The organism is Pseudomonas sp. SL4(2022), assembly GCF_026625725.1.
Taxonomy (GTDB): Bacteria; Pseudomonadota; Gammaproteobacteria; order Pseudomonadales; family Pseudomonadaceae; genus Aquipseudomonas.
Genome location: NZ_CP113060.1, coordinates 596,967 through 613,443, shown reverse-complemented (window position 1 = coordinate 613,443; position 16,477 = coordinate 596,967). Strand labels below are relative to the sequence as shown.

The 16,477-nt window shown below is 59.8% G+C and carries 19 protein-coding genes and 1 pseudogene; 11 read left to right on the top strand and 9 right to left on the bottom strand.

The window, feature by feature from the left end; genetic code table 11:
• Nucleotides 1-22 precede the first annotated feature (22 nt).
• Nucleotides 23-1,546, bottom strand: a complete 1,524-nt coding sequence (locus tag OU997_RS02945; RefSeq protein WP_108488894.1) for a fumarate hydratase — start codon at nt 1,544-1,546, stop codon at nt 23-25.
• Nucleotides 1,547-1,836: 290 nt separating this feature from the next.
• Here OU997_RS02945 and OU997_RS02940 point away from each other — a divergent pair, with 290 nt between their 5' ends.
• Genes OU997_RS02940 through OU997_RS02930 form a run of 3 tightly spaced genes read left to right on the top strand, consistent with a single transcriptional unit; the run spans nt 1,837 to nt 4,718 of the window.
• Nucleotides 1,837-2,964, top strand: a complete 1,128-nt coding sequence (locus OU997_RS02940; protein ID WP_267808875.1) for a sensor domain-containing diguanylate cyclase — start codon at nt 1,837-1,839, stop codon at nt 2,962-2,964.
• Complete coding sequence (locus OU997_RS02935) at nt 2,957-3,898, top strand: iron-sulfur-binding ferredoxin reductase (RefSeq protein WP_267808873.1); 942 nt, start codon at nt 2,957-2,959, stop codon at nt 3,896-3,898. The genes OU997_RS02940 and OU997_RS02935 overlap by 8 nt, the downstream gene beginning before the upstream one ends.
• 46 nt (nt 3,899-3,944) lie before the next feature.
• Entirely contained in the window at nt 3,945-4,718 is a 774-nt protein-coding gene (locus OU997_RS02930; RefSeq protein WP_108488891.1) for an enoyl-CoA hydratase, read from the top strand.
• 61 nt (nt 4,719-4,779) lie between these two features.
• Here the strand turns inward: OU997_RS02930 and pyk are convergent, their stop codons facing one another.
• Nucleotides 4,780-6,231, bottom strand: a complete 1,452-nt coding sequence (pyk, locus tag OU997_RS02925) for a pyruvate kinase (RefSeq protein WP_108488890.1) — start codon at nt 6,229-6,231, stop codon at nt 4,780-4,782.
• Between the two features lie 347 nt (nt 6,232-6,578).
• Nucleotides 6,579-7,376: a tetratricopeptide repeat protein gene (locus tag OU997_RS02920; protein ID WP_267808871.1), complete on the bottom strand. Its 798-nt coding sequence runs from the start codon at nt 7,374-7,376 to the stop codon at nt 6,579-6,581.
• Between the two features lie 148 nt (nt 7,377-7,524).
• Between OU997_RS02920 and OU997_RS02915 the strand changes: the two genes are divergently transcribed.
• The 3 genes from OU997_RS02915 (at nt 7,525) to OU997_RS02905 (ending at nt 8,809) form a co-directional block, all read left to right on the top strand.
• Nucleotides 7,525-7,899 (top strand): tetratricopeptide repeat protein, encoded by a 375-nt coding sequence (locus OU997_RS02915; RefSeq protein ID WP_108488888.1) that lies wholly within the window; start codon nt 7,525-7,527, stop codon nt 7,897-7,899.
• Between the two features lie 67 nt (nt 7,900-7,966).
• Complete coding sequence (locus OU997_RS02910; protein WP_108488887.1) at nt 7,967-8,386, top strand: DUF4124 domain-containing protein; 420 nt, start codon at nt 7,967-7,969, stop codon at nt 8,384-8,386.
• A gap of 60 nt (nt 8,387-8,446) precedes the next feature.
• The gene (locus OU997_RS02905; RefSeq protein ID WP_108488886.1) at nt 8,447-8,809 is read left to right on the top strand and encodes a PilZ domain-containing protein; all 363 of its coding nucleotides are present in this window, start codon (nt 8,447-8,449) and stop codon (nt 8,807-8,809) included.
• 62 nt (nt 8,810-8,871) lie between these two features.
• On the opposite strand, the gene mqo is transcribed toward OU997_RS02905, so the two are convergent.
• On the bottom strand, nt 8,872-10,374 hold the full coding sequence (gene mqo, locus OU997_RS02900) for a malate dehydrogenase (quinone) (protein ID WP_108488885.1): 1,503 nt from the start codon (nt 10,372-10,374) through the stop codon (nt 8,872-8,874).
• 448 nt (nt 10,375-10,822) lie between these two features.
• The gene (locus OU997_RS02895; protein WP_267808867.1) at nt 10,823-11,056 is read right to left on the bottom strand and encodes a hypothetical protein; all 234 of its coding nucleotides are present in this window, start codon (nt 11,054-11,056) and stop codon (nt 10,823-10,825) included.
• Between the two features lie 228 nt (nt 11,057-11,284).
• On the opposite strand from OU997_RS02895, the gene OU997_RS02890 reads away from it, so the two are divergent.
• Nucleotides 11,285-11,869 carry a YajG family lipoprotein gene (locus tag OU997_RS02890; protein WP_108488883.1) on the top strand — a complete coding sequence of 195 codons (585 nt, stop codon included), beginning with the start codon at nt 11,285-11,287 and terminating at the stop codon, nt 11,867-11,869.
• 73 nt (nt 11,870-11,942) lie between these two features.
• Here the strand turns inward: OU997_RS02890 and OU997_RS02885 are convergent, their stop codons facing one another.
• A complete protein-coding gene (locus tag OU997_RS02885) occupies nt 11,943-12,149 on the bottom strand; it encodes a hypothetical protein (RefSeq protein WP_108488882.1) in 207 nt (68 codons plus the stop codon).
• A gap of 269 nt (nt 12,150-12,418) precedes the next feature.
• Between OU997_RS02885 and OU997_RS02880 the strand changes: the two genes are divergently transcribed.
• Entirely contained in the window at nt 12,419-12,706 is a 288-nt protein-coding gene (locus OU997_RS02880; RefSeq protein WP_108488881.1) for a hypothetical protein, read from the top strand.
• A gap of 64 nt (nt 12,707-12,770) precedes the next feature.
• Here the strand turns inward: OU997_RS02880 and OU997_RS02875 are convergent, their stop codons facing one another.
• Complete coding sequence (locus OU997_RS02875) at nt 12,771-13,934, bottom strand: 1-acyl-sn-glycerol-3-phosphate acyltransferase (RefSeq protein ID WP_108488880.1); 1,164 nt, start codon at nt 13,932-13,934, stop codon at nt 12,771-12,773.
• Nucleotides 13,935-14,064: 130 nt separating this feature from the next.
• Between OU997_RS02875 and OU997_RS02870 the strand changes: the two genes are divergently transcribed.
• From OU997_RS02870 to OU997_RS02860, 3 genes are read left to right on the top strand one after another with little or no spacing between them, the layout of a single operon-like run.
• Nucleotides 14,065-14,247, top strand: a complete 183-nt coding sequence (locus OU997_RS02870; RefSeq protein WP_108488879.1) for a CPXCG motif-containing cysteine-rich protein — start codon at nt 14,065-14,067, stop codon at nt 14,245-14,247.
• Nucleotides 14,247-14,507 (top strand): putative signal transducing protein, encoded by a 261-nt coding sequence (locus OU997_RS02865; protein WP_108488878.1) that lies wholly within the window; start codon nt 14,247-14,249, stop codon nt 14,505-14,507. Before OU997_RS02870 ends, OU997_RS02865 begins: the two co-directional genes overlap by 1 nt.
• Nucleotides 14,508-14,552: 45 nt before the next feature.
• Nucleotides 14,553-15,173: an SOS response-associated peptidase gene (locus tag OU997_RS02860; protein ID WP_108488877.1), complete on the top strand. Its 621-nt coding sequence runs from the start codon at nt 14,553-14,555 to the stop codon at nt 15,171-15,173.
• Nucleotides 15,174-15,236: 63 nt separating this feature from the next.
• Here OU997_RS02860 and OU997_RS20925 read toward each other — a convergent pair whose 3' ends face one another.
• Entirely contained in the window at nt 15,237-15,980 is a 744-nt protein-coding gene (locus tag OU997_RS20925; protein WP_371920669.1) for a methyl-accepting chemotaxis protein, read from the bottom strand.
• 114 nt (nt 15,981-16,094) lie between these two features.
• Nucleotides 16,095-16,295, bottom strand: a pseudogene (locus OU997_RS20920) (HAMP domain-containing protein); the annotation flags it as partial.
• Between the last annotated feature and the right edge of the window lie 182 nt (nt 16,296-16,477).

The window sequence follows — 16,477 nt, the reverse complement described above, 5'->3', positions numbered from 1 at the left end:
GTTGTTGGGATTGACGCGGGGCTTACTTGATCTCGACGGCCAGGCTGTCGTGGATCTTTTTGTTCCAGATTGCTGGACCGGTGATATGCACCGACTCGCCCTTGGTGTCGACCGCCACGGTGACTGGCATGTCTTTCACGTCGAACTCGTAGATGGCTTCCATACCCAGTTCGGCGAAGGCCACCACGCGCGATTTCTTGATCGCCTGAGCGACCAGGTAAGCAGCGCCGCCCACGGCCATCAGGTACACGGCCTTGTTGTCCTTGATCGCTTCGATGGCAATCGGGCCGCGCTCGGATTTACCGATCATGCCGAGTAGGCCCGTGCTTTCGAGGATCTGCCGGGTGAACTTGTCCATCCGCGTGGCGGTGGTCGGGCCGGCTGGGCCGACGACTTCTTCGCGCACTGGGTCGACCGGGCCAACGTAATAAATGAAGCGACCTTTGAGGTCGACCGGCAGTTCTTCACCCTTATTCAGCATATCGACCATGCGCTTGTGCGCGGCGTCGCGGCCGGTGAGCATCTTGCCGTTGAGCAGGACGGTCTCGCCCGGCTGCCAGCTTTGCACGTCTTCCGGGGTCAGGGTGTCGAGGTCGACGCGGCGTGCGCTCGGGCCGGCTTCCCAGACGATTTCCGGGTAGGCGGACAGATCCGGCGCTTCCAGTTCAGCCGGGCCGCTGCCATCGAGCACGAAATGGGCGTGACGGGTGGCGGCGCAGTTGGGGATCATGCACACCGGCAGGGAAGCTGCGTGGGTCGGGTAGTCCATGATCTTCACGTCGAGCACCGTGGTCAGACCGCCCAGACCCTGGGCACCGATGCCCAGCTGGTTGACCTTGTCGAACAGTTCGAGGCGCATTTCCTCGATTTTATTCTGCGGGCCGCGGGCTTTTAGCTCATGGATGTCGATGTGCTCCATCAGCACTTCCTTGGCCATGACGGCGGCTTTCTCGGCAGTACCGCCGATGCCGATGCCGAGCATGCCCGGCGGGCACCAGCCAGCGCCCATTTCCGGCACGGTTTTCAGTACCCAGTCGACGATCGAGTCGGACGGGTTGAGCATGGCCATCTTCGATTTGTTCTCGGAGCCACCGCCCTTGGCTGCTACGTCCACTTCCACTTTGTCGCCGGGAACGATGGAGTAGTGGATCACGGCCGGGGTATTGTCCTTGGTGTTCTTCCGCGCGCCAGCTGGGTCGGCGAGGATCGAGGCACGCAGGACGTTTTCCGGCAGGTTGTAAGCGCGACGCACGCCTTCGTTGATCATGTCGTCAACGCTCATGGTCGCACCAGTCCAGCGCACGTCCATGCCGACGCGGATAAACACGGTGACGATGCCGGTGTCCTGGCAGATCGGCCGGTGGCCGGTGGCACACATGCGCGAGTTGATCAGGATCTGCGCCATCGAATCGCGCGCGGCGGGGGATTCTTCGCGCAGGTAGGCCTCATGCATGGCCTGAATGAAATCCACGGGGTGGTAATAGGAAATGAACTGCAGGGCGTCGGCGACGCTCTGGATCAGGTCGTCTTGCTTGATCACGGTCATGCTTGGCGCTCCTTTTTGTAGGGGGAGGAGTAGGGCAGGAACTTCGAACAGCGCTGGGTCTCGGCCCGGCGCAGTGCTATCAAGGTCAAAGGACAAGGCCAAAGCACAAGATAAAAAGGCGCGGCAGTATACCGCGCGCACCGCCAGGCGGACACCTGTGCCGCCCCAGACCATGGTCGCTGGTCGGTCATTTGAGCCGACGAATGAACCCTGGTCTGACCCTAGGCATTCTGTGATCACAGGGGTAGAGTGGCGGCTAGATGCCAGCATGGGATGGAGCCCATAACCCCATGAGCCTAAGTAGCCAGCGGGTAACCCAGCGATCTTTGCAGAGCCTGCTGCTGAAACGTTTCGGCATGGCAGTGGCAACCTATGCACTGACCGGGCTGTTGTGCTGGATCAGCGTATTTGCCGGGCTTTTCCATGCTTCTCCCCTGACTGCTCTGACCATCACCGCCCTGGCCACCCTAAGCCAACTGGTGTTTCTCGGGCTGTTTCTGTCCCGCATCAACCTGCGATTAGCCGACCCCAGCCTGACTGAACCCCAGGTGCTGGTGGCGTTGGCCTGGCTGACCGTACTGCTGTCGCTGTTCAGCGAAGGGCGCGGCAGTATGCTGGTGATCTATCTGCTGATACTGCTGTTCGGTGTGTTTCAGCTGCCGCCACGTGTCTTCACCCGTTGCGCGCTGTTTGCCTTCTTTGGTTTTGCCGGGGTGAACCTGTATGAAGCCTATACCCTGCAGCTGAGTGAACCGCGCGTGGCGCTGATGCAGGCGTGCGTACTGGCGGTCGTGCTGGCCTGGCTGTGTCTGTTTGCCAGTTATGCCCAGGCCATGCGCCAGCGTATGCGTCAGCGGCGTTTTGCTCTGCAGGCGCATCAGGACACCCTACGTGGCATGATGCGTCAACTGGAGGATCTGGCCGCCACGGATGAGTTAACGGGGTTGTGTAATCGCCGGCACTTTCTGCTTCTGGCCAGCCGTGAGCTCGAAGGGCTGCGCAATGGGCGCCAGCATGGCCTGGCACTGCTCGATCTGGATCATTTCAAGCGAATCAATGATGTCCACGGTCATGCTGCCGGCGACCGTGTGCTGCAAACGTTCGCCGCCGTCGCCCGAGCCTGCCTGCGTGATGGTGATGTGGTAGCCCGCTATGGCGGTGAGGAATTTGTGTTGTTGTTACCCAATACCGAAGCTGATCAGTTCACCGCCTGCTGCGAGCGCCTGCGTGATGCCTTTACCCGCGCTGAGCCCTTGGGGGTGAAGGTGGAGAGTTTGAGTGTTTCCATCGGCATGACCTTGCTGACCGAACACGACGACCTTGAGGATGCCCTGCAACGTGCCGATCAGGCGCTGTACCAGGCCAAGCGCAATGGCCGTAACCGTTGCGCGGCGACCTGGGAGGATGTGGATGCCTGATCTGCGGGTCGCTGATCGCTGCCTTGAGGTCGCCCCCGCCAGTAATCTGCTGGACAGCCTGCTGGCTGCCGGCATCGCCGTGCCCTACAGCTGCCGTGCCGGCAGTTGCCACGCTTGCCTGGTGCGCTGTGTGGGCGGTGAGTTGCTCGACGGCAAACCCGAAGCCCTGGACGATGCGCGGCGCGAACAGGGTTGGCGGCTGGCCTGCCAGTGCCGCGTGGTCGAGGACGTACAGATCGAGGTGTTCGACCCGCTGCGCGATGCCGCGCCTGCCGTTATTCACAGTTGCGACTGGCTCAGCCGCGATGTGCTGCGCCTGCGTCTGACCCCTCAGCGGCCGCTACGCTACCGAGCTGGCCAGCATCTACAGCTCTGGACTGGGGACGGCACTGCCCGACCCTATTCGTTGGCCAGCGTGCCGGGTGACGATCCTTGGCTGGAATTTCATATCGATTGCCGCCAGGGTGGCGCCTTTGCCAGCGCCGCACGCGCGTTTCAGCCGGGCGATTGTCTGCGTTTGGGTGAGTTGCGCGGTGCCGCCTTGCACTATGACCCGGACTGGCAAGCCCGTCCGCTCTGGCTGATGGCCGCCGGCACCGGCTTGGCGCCGCTTTACGGGGTGCTGCGCGAAGCGCTACGCCAGGAGCATCAGGGTGCTATACGGCTTATTCACCTGGCCCATGATGCGTCCGCACATTACCTGGCCGAGCCCTTGCGGGCGCTGGCGCTCAGCCATCCTCGACTGCAGGTCGAGCTGCTTGTGGCGGCCGAGTTGCCGGCTGCTTTGGCCGAACTGCGCCTTGTTTCACGGCAAACCGTCGCCTTACTCTGCGGCCACCCCGACAGCGTCGAAAGCTTTGCGCGCCGCCTGTATCTGGCGGGTTTGCCGCGCAGCCAGGTTTTCGCTGACGTCTTTTTGCCCCACGCGCGCTAGCCGTTCAGGTTTTCAGCGCGCGGGTGGCCTGCCGTGAGGAGTGATGATGAGCGAGCACCTGCTGGTTGAGCGTGAGCAAGGGTTGCTGACCCTGCGCATGCACCGCCCCGACAAGAAGAATGCCTTGACCCGCGCCATGTACAGCGGCTTGGCCGAAGTGCTGGTGCAGGCCGATCAGGATAACAGTGTGCGTGCCGTGCTGATCACCGGTGGTGAGAACTGTTTTACCAGCGGCAATGATGTCGCCGACTTTATCAAGGCGCCGCCCACCGGGCTGAACAGCGAAGTGTTCCAGTTTATGCAGGCGCTGTTCGCGTTCAGTAAACCCGTGGTGGCCGCCGTTAACGGCCCGGCAGTGGGCATTGGCACGACCATGCTGTTGCACTGCGACCTGGTGTATGTCAGCCGTGATGCCACCTTGAAGATGCCCTTCGTCAACCTCGGTTTGTGCCCTGAATACGGCTCAAGCCTGATTCTGCCGCGTCTGCTCGGTCATGCCCGCGCTGCCGAGTTGCTGCTGCTCGGGCAGAGCTTTACCGGCGAACAGGCGGCCGCCTGGGGCATTGCCAATCAGGCGCTGGACAGTGGTGAGGCAACCCTGGCCAAAGCTCGGGAAATGGCTCATGCCTTCGAACGCCTGGCCCCTTCGGCAGTGGCGGACAGCAAACGCCTGATGCGTGCGCCGGATCGCGAGCAACTGCGAAGGGTGATCGAGGAGGAGGGTGCGCTGTTCGGCCAGCGCTTGCGCTCGCCGGAGGCCATCGAGGCGCTGACTGCCTTTATGCAGCGGCGCACGCCGGACTTCAGCAAGTTCGCCTGAGGCGTTGAGGCAAACAAAAAGGCCGCTCGATTGAGCGGCCTTTTGCGTTGCAGCGAAGCAGTTAAACGAGTGCTTCACCCACATGCAGCAGCTTCAGGGTGTTGGTGCCGCCGATGGTGTGGTAGCTGTCGCCTTTGGTCAGGATCACCCAGTCACCGGCCTGTACCACGCCACGCTTGAGCAATTCGTCTACTGCGGCCTGGCTGACCTCGGCCGGTTGCAGGGCAGCGGGGTCGAACGGCACGGTGTAGACGCCGCGGAACAAGGCTGCACGTGCCTGGGTTTCGCGGTGCGGAGAGAAGGCGAAAATCGGCACGGAAGAGCGGATGCGCGACATGATCAGCGGCGTGTAGCCACTTTCGGTCAGCGCAATGATCGCCTTCACACCTGGGAAGTGGTTAGCGGTGTACATGGCAGCCAGGGCGATACTTTCGTCACAGCGCTCGAACTCGGTGCCCATGCGGTGGCTGGATTTCTTGCTGGTGGGGTGCTTTTCCGCGCCCAGGCAAATGCGCGCCATGGCCTGCACCGCTTCCAGCGGATAGGCACCGGCGGCGCTTTCCGCCGAGAGCATCACGGCATCGGTGTAGTCGAGCACGGCGTTGGCTACGTCGGAGACTTCCGCGCGGGTCGGCATCGGGTTCTGGATCATCGACTCCATCATCTGCGTCGCGGTGATCACTGCCTTGTTGTGGCGGCGCGCGTGCAGGATGATTTTCTTCTGAATGCCGCACAGTTCGGCGTCGCCGATTTCCACGCCCAGGTCACCACGGGCCACCATCACCGCATCACTGGCGCGGATCAAACCGTCGAGGGTTTCGTCGTCGGCCACGGCTTCGGCGCGTTCGATCTTGGCCACCAGCCAAGCCGTACCGCCCGCCTCATCACGCAACTTGCGCGCGTAGTGCATGTCGTCGGCATCGCGCGGGAAGGACACGGCCAGGTAATCCAACTGCATCTCGGCGGCGAGTTTGATATCGGCTTTGTCTTTCTCGGTCAGTGCAGGCGCCGTCAGGCCGCCGCCCCGGCGGTTGATGCCTTTGTGGTCGGAGAGCGGGCCACCGATGATCACTTCGCAGTGCAGGGCATCGGCAGTGGCTTCCAGCACGCGCACCACCACACGGCCATCATCAAGCAGCAACTCGTCACCGACGCCACAGTCTTTGACCAGATCCGGGTAGTCGATGCCGACGATGTCTTGCGTGCCGGCCGTCAGAGGGTGGCTGGTGGAGAAGGTGAAGCGGTCGCCCAGTTTGAGTTCGATCCGCTTGTTGGCGAACTTGGCGATGCGGATTTTCGGCCCTTGCAGGTCGCCCAGTAGGGCCACGTGGCGACCGTGCTTGGCGGCCAGATCACGCACCAATGCGGCGCGGGCTTTGTGCTCATCGGGCGAACCGTGGGAGAAGTTCAGGCGGGCAACATCCAGACCGGCGATGATCAGTTGTTCAAGCACCTCGGGGCTGTTGCTGGCGGGGCCGAGGGTGGCGACGATTTTGGTACGGCGGAAGGTCATGCACAGGCTCCTGATTGGCATCTGTGCGCGAGGCTACTATGCCGCCTCTCTGTAGTCATTGTTCCTCTGCACTACCAGAACCTATATACGATCTGCTGCGCGTCGGCCCTGCTGCGTTAAACGTCGGCTCGGCAAGCCGTTTGCGGCTAACGCGCTTTAGCGCGACCCGCTGGGTGAGCGAAGCGAGTAATGCTTATGTACAGCTCGTACACTCTGAGCTCACCCTATGGGTCAGCCGTTGGCTGTTACTACGCTGCGCTACGTTTCTCGCCTGTTTTGACTAGCCGTTGGCGGTTGCTAGCGTAGCGTCTTGCCGCTCTCTAGCTCGCCAGATCGTAAACAGGTTCTTATCGGTTGAGCGCCTGATCCAGATGACGGGCGGCCTTGGTGTTCAGGTCGCTATTGGGGAATTGCACCAGTAGGCGGCGCAGGTAGGTAATGGATTTGTCGCGATTGGCCTGCGGGTTATCCGGGGCCAAGTACATCAGGCCGAGTTGGTAGAGGGCTTTCTCTTTGATGTCTGCGGGGATACCAGGGTCGCTCAGGGCTAACAGATACAGCTCTTCGGCTTCACTAACGCGGTTTTTCAGTACGGCGCGGCGCGACAGCAGCGTCATGTCGGTATCAAGGCTGGGCTTGTACAAATCGAGTTGCTGGTTGGGCTTCCAGTGTGCAAGCAGCTCGCGTGAGGTCTTGTGTACAGGTTCATTGGCGCGTTCACGAATCATCACAATCCGGGCTTCAGCCCGCTCGGCAGCCCGGCTGGCGGGGAACTGATTGAGCACCTGGTAGAAGTAGTTGAGTGCCTTGTTATCGTCGCGCTGCTCGTTGAAGCGGTTCATGTACAGCAGGCCGATCTGGTAAAGCGAGATAGCCCGCACTTCGTCGCTGAGCTTCTCATCGCGGTACCCGGTGAGGTATAGCTGCTCGGCCTGCTCGCTTTTGGCATCACGAATGGCCTGAGCGCTGTAGGTCAGCAGGTCGCCTTCATCCTCGATGGCGGCAAGCATGCGGTTGTTCTTCAGGGTTTTGTATTCAACCACCTCGTTGGTGGTGATCTGTGCGATAAACAGCGGTGTGGTGGGCGAGCAGGCGCTTAACAGAGCGGCACATAGCAGCAGCGGCAGGCGGAACGATAACGGCATGAGAACTCCTGGGCGCAGGGCCGGTGTGCGCCAGTCTAGTCAGGCAGGTCCACTGTGGCCAAGTGGCTGGCGGCATTACCCATCAGAGGATATGTTGCTGCAGAATTTATCCGGCCAGTCGATACACTGCTCATCGGAGGAGAGGCTTATGCGCATTCTGTTAGTTGTACTGGTGCTGTTGGGGGCGGCTGGCTGTAACCGCTATACGTTTGATCATCACCTCAACAGCGCCTATGAGGCCTATGACCGCGGCGAATGTGAAGCGGCCATGCTCTCGCTGTCTAAGGCGGAGCGCAACAGCCGCTCGCGACGTTACATGCAGCCGGAAATTTCTCTGCTACGCGGCCAGTGTCTGGAGCGTCAGGCATTGTTTGTCGATGCCATGCAGACCTACCAGTTCATCGTTACCCACTACCCAGCCAGTGAGTATGCTTACCGGGCCCGCGCGCGCATGGATACTCTGCGCCAATTGGGGCATGACAGCGTTGATGTGGCCGTCAAGGTCAATCCGGTCAAGCCCTGACCGCTGGTCGTTACAGGATTGGCGCGGCTATTCTCGGCAGTAAGCTGAGGTTTACGGGAGGGAGTCCATGCGTATTTTGTTGAGCCTGATGTTATTGCCGGGTTTGGCGATGGCTGAGATCTATCGCTGGACCGATGCCAATGGCCAGGTGCATTTCAGCCAGCGTCCGGCACCCGGCGCTCAGCAGGTTGAGGTCAAGCCGCAGGTGGTCGAGCGCGATCAGTTGACTCGTGAGCGCGAAGAGCGCACCAGCCGTTTCTTTGATGCCCGCCGTGACGAGCAGGCGCAGGCTTCAGCCGAGGCCGCCGAACGTCAGAGTAAGCGTGCTGCCGAATGCCAGGATCTGCGCAGTCGGTTGGGCAATATTCCTGAGGGTTTCAGCTATTACCGTACCGCTGCCAATGGTGAGCGTGAATATTACAGTGACCAGCAAATAGATACCGCTCGTCAGCAACTTCAACGTCAGATTGCCGAACGCTGTTCCTGAATCTGGTTTACACGCAGTAGTGAGGCCATACTCAGTGGCCATCTATAGCGATTTGCCACTATGCCTAAGCATGTTCAGCGCCGCATTGAGCGTCACCAGCTGCCTTACTACCTGAAGGTGTTCAATCGCATCACCGATAAGCCTATGGGCTACATCGGGAACGTCTCATTGGATGGCATGTTGCTGATCAGCCAGTTGCCCATGTTGGTGGGTGCGCGTTTTGACATGCGTTTGAAAATTCCTGGGCATGATGCACCGCACTACGTCGACTTCTCGGCCACCTGCCAGTGGTGCCGTGAAGATGTGACGCCCGGGTGCTATGACTCAGGTTTCTCTCTGGTGGCGCCGCCGGGTGACTATGTCGAGATGGTCGATGCTTTACGCCACTACTTCAGTTTCCGGCCGATGGCCGCGTCCGCTTGAATTTCTCATCGTTCAGCGCCTCTAAAAAAACCGCCAGAAGGCGGTTTTTTTGAGCGGGTGGATTAGGCGCTGACGTTCTGCGTCAATTGCAGCAGGACATCCGAACGGCGCTGCACGTCGCGATAGCGCTCGGCATCCTTGGCTAGAACGGCCCCCAGAGCTGGGAAGATCTCGTTCAGTTTGCGGCTCCACTGTTCTGTCTTGAGCTGTTCGCCGAAGCAGCGCTGAATCAGGTCGAGCATGATTGATACGGTCACCGAGGCACCTGGTGAGGCACCGAGCAAAGCAGCAATGGAGCCGTCTTGAGCGGCCACCAGTTCAGTACCGAACTGCAGGATACCGCCATTCTTGGCGTCCTTCTTGATGATCTGCACGCGTTGACCGGCGATTTCCAAGCTCCAATCCTCGGCCTTGGCCAGCGGGTAGAAGCCACGCAGGGTTTCCAGACGTTGAGCTTCGGACTGCAGCACTTCCTTGACCAGGTAGCGGGTCAGGTCGAAGTTGTCGCGCGCCACCGCCAGCATCGGGCCGATGTTGTTGAAGCGGATCGATAGCGGCAGGTCAAGGAACGAACCGCGCTTGAGGAACTTGGTGGTGAAGCCGGCATATGGGCCGAACAGTAGCGAGGTCTTGCCGTCTACCACGCGGGTGTCCAGGTGGGGCACGGACATGGGCGGCGAACCCACCGCGGCCTGGCTGTAGACCTTAGCCTGGTGCTGCTTGACCACGTCCGGGTTGTCGCAACGCAGCCACTGACCGCTGACCGGGAAGCCGCCGAAGCCCTTGCCCTCCGGAATGCCGGACATCTGCAGCAGCGGCAGAGCCGCGCCACCGGCGCCGAGGAAGACGAACTTGGCCTGGATTTCACGGTTGTTACCACTCTGCAGGTCCTTGACGCTGACCCGCCAGCCTTGGCCGCTGCGCTTGAGGCCAACCACTTTCTGTTTGCAGGTGACCTTGGCATCGGCTTGCTGACCGAGATGCGCGAGCAGGCTCGTGGTCAGGTTGCCGAAATTGACGTCGGTACCGGCCATGACGCGCGTTGCAGCGATTGGCTCCTGCTGATCACGCCCTGGCATCATCAGCGGCATCCACTCGGCCAGCGTGGCGTGATCTTCGGTGTACTCCATGTGCGCAAAGGCATGGTGCACGGTCAGCGCCTGGAAGCGCTTCTTCAGGTAATCAATACCTTTCTGCCCGCGCACGAAACTGAGGTGCGGAACCGAGTTGATAAACGATTTGGGTGAACCGAAGCGGCCTTTCTCGACCAGGTAGGCCCAGAACTGCTTGGACTCTTCGAATTGGGTGTTGATGGTCACCGACTTTTTGATGTCGATCGAACCGTCCGCCGATTCCGGTGTGTAGTTCAGCTCGCACAAGCCAGCATGACCGGTGCCTGCGTTGTTCCAGGGGTTGGAGCTTTCAACCGCCCCGGCTTCCATCATCTCGAGCACTTCCAGCTTGATCGCCGGGTCGAGCTCTTTCAGCAGTACGGCCAAGGTCGCACTCATGATGCCGGCACCCACCAGCACCACATCCATTGTTTCGTAATCGTTCTGCGTCATTACCACTTCTCCGCAAACCAGCACTCAAAAGACGTTAGTTAGCTTGTGTGAACACAGCCGATCAGCAGCCGAGACGCTCAGGGTTGAGGGAAGCAGGCTTCTGGAAGCAGATGCCAACCGCGAGATCGTTCATTTTCGCCACACTCTTGTGAAGTTTTCCAAACCGTTCTTCCACGCTCTTTTGGAGTCGTGAACCTCAAAACACGTCTGCTGGGCACGCTTCTCTACGACATAGAACGGCCATGCAGCGATTGCAGGCGCTTTACGTGGGAGTAAGCAGCAGCCGGAAGGCAGCGCGAAGTGGGCGACTCTCTGGGGCGGAGCTGGTGCAATGGAGCATCAGCGATACGGCAAGGCCCGAACAGGAGGCGTCCTTATAATCGGGGCGCGATTATAAGGGCAAAGCAGGAAAATTGATCGCCTGGCGTGACTTTTCTTCTTCCGCCGGTCAGGCTGCCAGCGTTTGTTGCAAACGCAGGCATGGCGTGACTTGTACGGTTTTGACTCCGGCTGGCAGGGGGCGATTGAGCCAGCTCAGGCAGCTGTGTTGCACTTCAATCCAGCCGGAGCCTTGTGGCGTCTGGGCTGATTGGCGCAGGGCGCGGCAGATACCTTGTGCATCGACCAGGGCAAATGAGCGCATCGGGCGGCGGGGGGCGAGCAGGTTGCGCAGTGAGAACATGGCGAATCACTCACGAACAGGGAAGACTAAAGTCTTATGCCTGACGCGCATGACAAGGGCGTTACGGGAACCTGTTAGCGCGATAAACGTCATAGGGACTGTGCCGTTTCATCGTGAGCCGTGTTGCCCCGAGAAATAGCAACAGACCCTGAAAGCAGCGCTGTCGGGCATTTTCCGTGCTGGTTATACTGCGCACCACTTCTACCCCTCATTTATGGAGCGTTGAGCATGCTGCATCGTCTGCTGTTTGGTCTGGTGGCTGTTGCCAGCCTTACTCTGGTGGGTTGCGCCCACAGCCCGCAACAACTCAGCCCACAACCCAAACTCAACAGCCCGCTGACCGCCGTTGGTCAGGGCCAGCCGGTTGTGGTGCGGGTGACCGATGGTCGTCCATCGCCTGTACTGGGTACCCGTGGTGGCCTTTACCCGGAAACCAGCGCCATCAGCGTGACTGGCCAGGACATCTTACCCAAGCTGCAGGCTCAGGCTGAGGCGGCTGTACGTCTGCTCGGCTTTACCCCGAGCGCTAATGCTTACAATGCACCGCAACTGACCCTGACTCTGGCTGATTTGAAATACCAGTCGCCGAAAGAAGGGCTGTATGTCACTGAAGCCGACATGACTGCCACCTTCCGGGTTGATGTGCAGAACAGCAGCCGCCGTTACAGTGGCCGTTATGGTGCTTCGCTGAATCAGCGCTTTGGCATGGCGCCAAACCAGGCAACCAACACCAAGCTGGTCAGTGACGTGTTGAGTGATGCCCTGACCCGTGCCTTCAAGGATCCGACCATCGGCCAGATGCTCGCTCAGTAAGGCTGATCGGCGTTGATGAAAAAGCCCGGACTGTTCCGGGCTTTTTCGTATCTGGCTTGTCCAATTCGAGGCTTCAGGCAGCTTCGCTGTAGAACTCCGGCAGACTCATGCCGGTGCGCGTATCCACGTCGGGCAGGGCGTAATGCTCGTGACCTCCCATGGCGCAGTACACCAGCCAGTGGTCGTCTTGCACATTGAAAGACAGTCCGTCGATGACGGCTTCCACGTCATCCAGCGAATCAATCAGGTAATCACGGTCTTGCGGTTGGGCGTGCAGCATAGGGTGATCCTCCATGGATTTTAAGGCCTGTCTCTCTGCGCCAAGCCTTTTTGGCCGAGGCGTAGGGACGAGTGTTAGACCATAGCTCACACAAATGACAGTGTTTAGACCGCTTAGTCATAGTGGCTGCGATTCGTCGGAATCGAACCGCGAGGGCGGCAACCTTCGGTAGACTCCGCGCCCGTATTTGGACAGCCCGATACTGCATCGGGTGTGCTGATAATCAGGCGCGACATTGATCGCATGCCTTATAGAAGTTGAGGTCGAGCATGTCGTTGCAAGCGCTCTGGTTGCTGATCGAAGGTCAGCCTGGGCAGTGTGTGAATGGACTGGCGCTGTTTTTCGCCCTGGCGGGGGCGTGGTTGCTACTGGCTACCCGTATGCGCGAGCAGCGTGCCCAGGCGCGGTTACTGGCGGACAATCAGCTGAATGAACTGGCGGATGAGGCATATGCCTTTGATGAGCCGACACTGCGGCTGAATCGTTTTTTTTATCGCTTTGGCCATGCCTGCCTGGGGGCTGCCTTGTTGCTGTCTTGGCTGAGCACCCAGCTGTAATTCGATTGTTCAGGCCATAAAAAGCGGCAGCCAATGGCTGCCGTTTTTTATGACTCCGATTGGCCTAAAGTGGCAGGCCAGCCTTGATCCGGTATTGGTTACGCACTGGGTTGGCGTATTGCAGGATCAGGTAGGGCTGCTGCGCAATCGGACAGTTGTCCAGGCGGCGTTGCCACTCGGCTTGTGCGGTACGCAGCTCTTCGGCAGGGAACAGCTCGGCGGCATTCGGCACCGCCAGCGCCGTGTCGCGGTCTGCCCACATGGCGTAGGCCAGATAATGCACGGGGAACAACCGGTAGCCGGTGAGAATCTGTCGGTCCATTTCCGCTGCCAGCAGTTTGCTGTCCTCCAGGCCCTGGCTCACCGGCGTACCGAAGTGCACGTGCACGCGGCCTTTGTAACCGGTGATGCCGAGGGCGATGCTCTGGTCATCTTCGCCGGCGGCCTTGGTATAACTGCCGCTGCTGGCGCGAATAAATAGCTCGCGGGCTTTGGCCTGATCGCAGGGGTCGTATTCGTAGCTGATCGATACTGGCGTCAGGCGCAGCGCGTTGATCACGTCGGCGAAGGGTTCGTCCTTGCGGCTCATATGGAACATCTTGAGGATTGCCGAATCGGTGCGGTCATCACCATCCTTGGCGCGGCCTTCGGCCTGGGCAATCCAGATCGACTCGCCGTCAGTGCGGATCGAGTGGTTGATATACGCCGACAGCAGCTGGTAAGCGGCGAGTTTCTCGCGTCGCCCGCTGATTGAACGGTGCACGATGAAGCTCTTGTTAAGGCGCATCAGGTCGCTAACGAAGGGCTTCTGCAGCAGGTTGTCGCCAATGGCGATACGCGGTGTTGGCAGGTCTGCATGATAAACCGCGTAGTTGACGAATGCCGGGTCCATGACGATATCGCGATGGTTGGCCAGGAACAGATAAGCTTGGCCGGCCTGCAGGTGGTCGATGCCGGAGTAAGTCACTCCATCCGTGGCGCGCTCAATGGTGCGGTCGACATAACTCTCGATGCGCGTCTGCAATTGCGTCACCGACTTCACATCACGGAACTCAAGACGCAGTCGATAGGCTATAAGTGGTTTAAGCAGCCAGCCCAAAGATGCAGCCAGGCGTGGAAAGCGAAATTGAGTGAGGATGTCGAGAAACGCATCGTCCGCCAACAGGCGTGCCAGAACGGCAGGTACTTCGGCATCGGCGTAAGGTCGGATGGTATCGAATTCGCCCATCATGCTCTCTTGTTGTAGGTGGCGGCGGAAGTGCTTATGGCCCCGCTGATGCGGCACAGCAATACCGCTGTTCGACTGCAGGGCCAGCTATAGACCGGTAATTATACGCCCAAGTCACAAGGAGACTGCGATGCTGGAAAGCGAGGGCTATCAGTGCCCTTATTGTGGCGAGCAGGTGGAAGCGCTGCTTGATCTGTCAGCGGGTGATCAGCAGTACATTGAAGATTGTCCGGTGTGCTGCCGGCCTATCGTGTTTTCGCTGCAGACTGATGGTCAGGATTGGAACCTGGATGTGCGCGGGGAGAATGACTGATGCAGCGTATTTATGAGCCGCGGGACCTGATGGAAGGTGAGTTGCTGCTGAGTATGTTGGCCAGTGAGGGCATTGACGCCTACCTGACCGGGCAGCATCTCACAGGCGCTGTGGGCGAGTTGCCGGCATGCGGACTGCTCGGCGTATTGGTAGAAGACGCGCAGGCGCACAGCGCACAACAGTTAATCGCCGCGTACAATGCCGCGCTGCCGCTGCCCGGTGATGAGCCGGAGAGTATTCAGGGTACTTTGCTCTGTTGAACGCCTGCCTTGCGGTCCTTTCCTTGAAGTGTTGTCGAGTTTCCCATGTGTGGACGTTACGCCCTGTTCCGTTGGACGCCTGCCTTTGCGGCGATTCCCGGTTTTCCTGCTGATCAGTTACCGCACTGGAGCATTTCGCCCAACAGTCAGGTGTTGTTGTTGCGCAGCGTCGAGGGCGAGCGGCAGTTGACGCGCGCACGTTGGGGGCTGACGCCACCTTGGTTGACGGACCTGACCAAGACCCCGGCCCAGGCGCGTGCCGAGACTCTATCCGAACAGCCGATGTTTCGTGAGGCGTTTCGCCTGCGTCGCGGCTTGCTGCCGGCCAATGGTTTTTATGAATGGCGGGGAGCGGCGCGCAAACGGCCGTATTGGTTGAGTGGTGACGGGGTGCCGTTGCTGCACTTTGCTGCCCTGTGGGAAGCATATCCGGTCGAAGGGCATGTCTACCTGAGCGTGGCTGTGGTGACGCAGGCAGCGGCCAGTCAGCGCCGACCGCTGATGCTTAATGAGGCCGCGCAGGCCGCCTGGCTGGACTCCGCTACTTCGCCGGCCGAGGCTTTGGCATTGCTGGCCAGTCCACAGCCCCAGTTGCGTGAGCGGGTGTTGGCCAATTTGGTCAACGATCCAAAACTGGATGCGCCGGAGTGCCTCACGCCTGCATAAATTGCCTTCTTTGAAGAGAAAGGGCGATTTGCTCAGTTGTCCGCCCTGTTCTTCTATGCCTGATCAGACTCTGAACTGATTGATCAGACGGCGCTGCTGCTCGGCCAGTTTGGTCAATTCGGCGCTGGCCTGACTGGCTTCATCAGCACCACCGGCGACCTCATTGGCCACCTGTCCGATGTTGGTGACATTGCGGTTGATATCCTCAGCCACGGCGCTTTGCTCTTCGGCGGCGCTGGCAATCTGCGTGTTCATGTCGTTGATCACCGATACCGCTTGTGTGATTGCATCCAGTGCTATGGCTGCCTGGCTGGCCTGTTGCACGCTTATCTGGGTTTTGCTCTGGCTGTCTTCCATGACCTTGACCACATCACGCGTACCTTGCTGCAGCTGTTGGATCATGGCCTGAATTTCTTCGGTGGCTTGTTGCGTCTTCTGCGCCAGGTTGCGCACCTCATCGGCGACCACGGCAAAGCCTCGCCCCTGTTCGCCGGCGCGTGCGGCCTCAATAGCTGCGTTGAGGGCGAGCAGGTTGGTTTGCTCGGCAATCCCGCGGATAGCCACCAGAATGGCGTTGATGTTTTCGCTGTCCTTGGCCAGCGTCTGTACCACGTTCACCGCCCGGCCGATTTCCTGAGCAAGAGCTGCAATTGCATCGGCCGTGAGTTGCACCGTCTGCTTGCCCTGATTTGCTGATTGGTCGGCGTTGTTGGCCGCTTCTGCGGCATGGGTGGCGTTGCGTGCGACGTCCTGAGCGGTAGCCGTCATCTCATGCACCGCAGTGGCGACCAACTCGATTTCCGCCATTTGCTTCTGGACACCCTGGTTGGTACGGATGGCGATGTCGGCGGTGTATTCGGAGGAGTCGCTGACCTTCTGTACTGAACTGACCACGTTGCTGATCATATTCTGCAGTTTGTTGAGGAAGGTATTGAAGCCATTGGCTATCTGTCCAAGCTCATCCGTTCGGTCGACTTGCAGGCGTTTGGTCAGGTCGCCGTCGCCCTGGGCGATGTCATCCAGCATCACCACCATCTGCCGCAAGGGGTGGGCGATGCCATAACCAACAAACCAGATCACCAGCAGGCCTGCGCCTGCAACGAGCAAGCCCACCAGAGTCATGCCCAGTGTGTCTTCTTCGGCCTGTTCCGCGAGGCCGTTCTGCAGCTTGTTCAGGTCGGCAAAAACTGCGCTGGTCGGCAGCTCTATAGCCAGCGTCCAGCGGGTCGAGGTGCCCGCTACTTTGAACGGCAGGAGTAACTGAAATACCTGACGTTCTTCGTCGAGTCGATTGATGGGTTGTT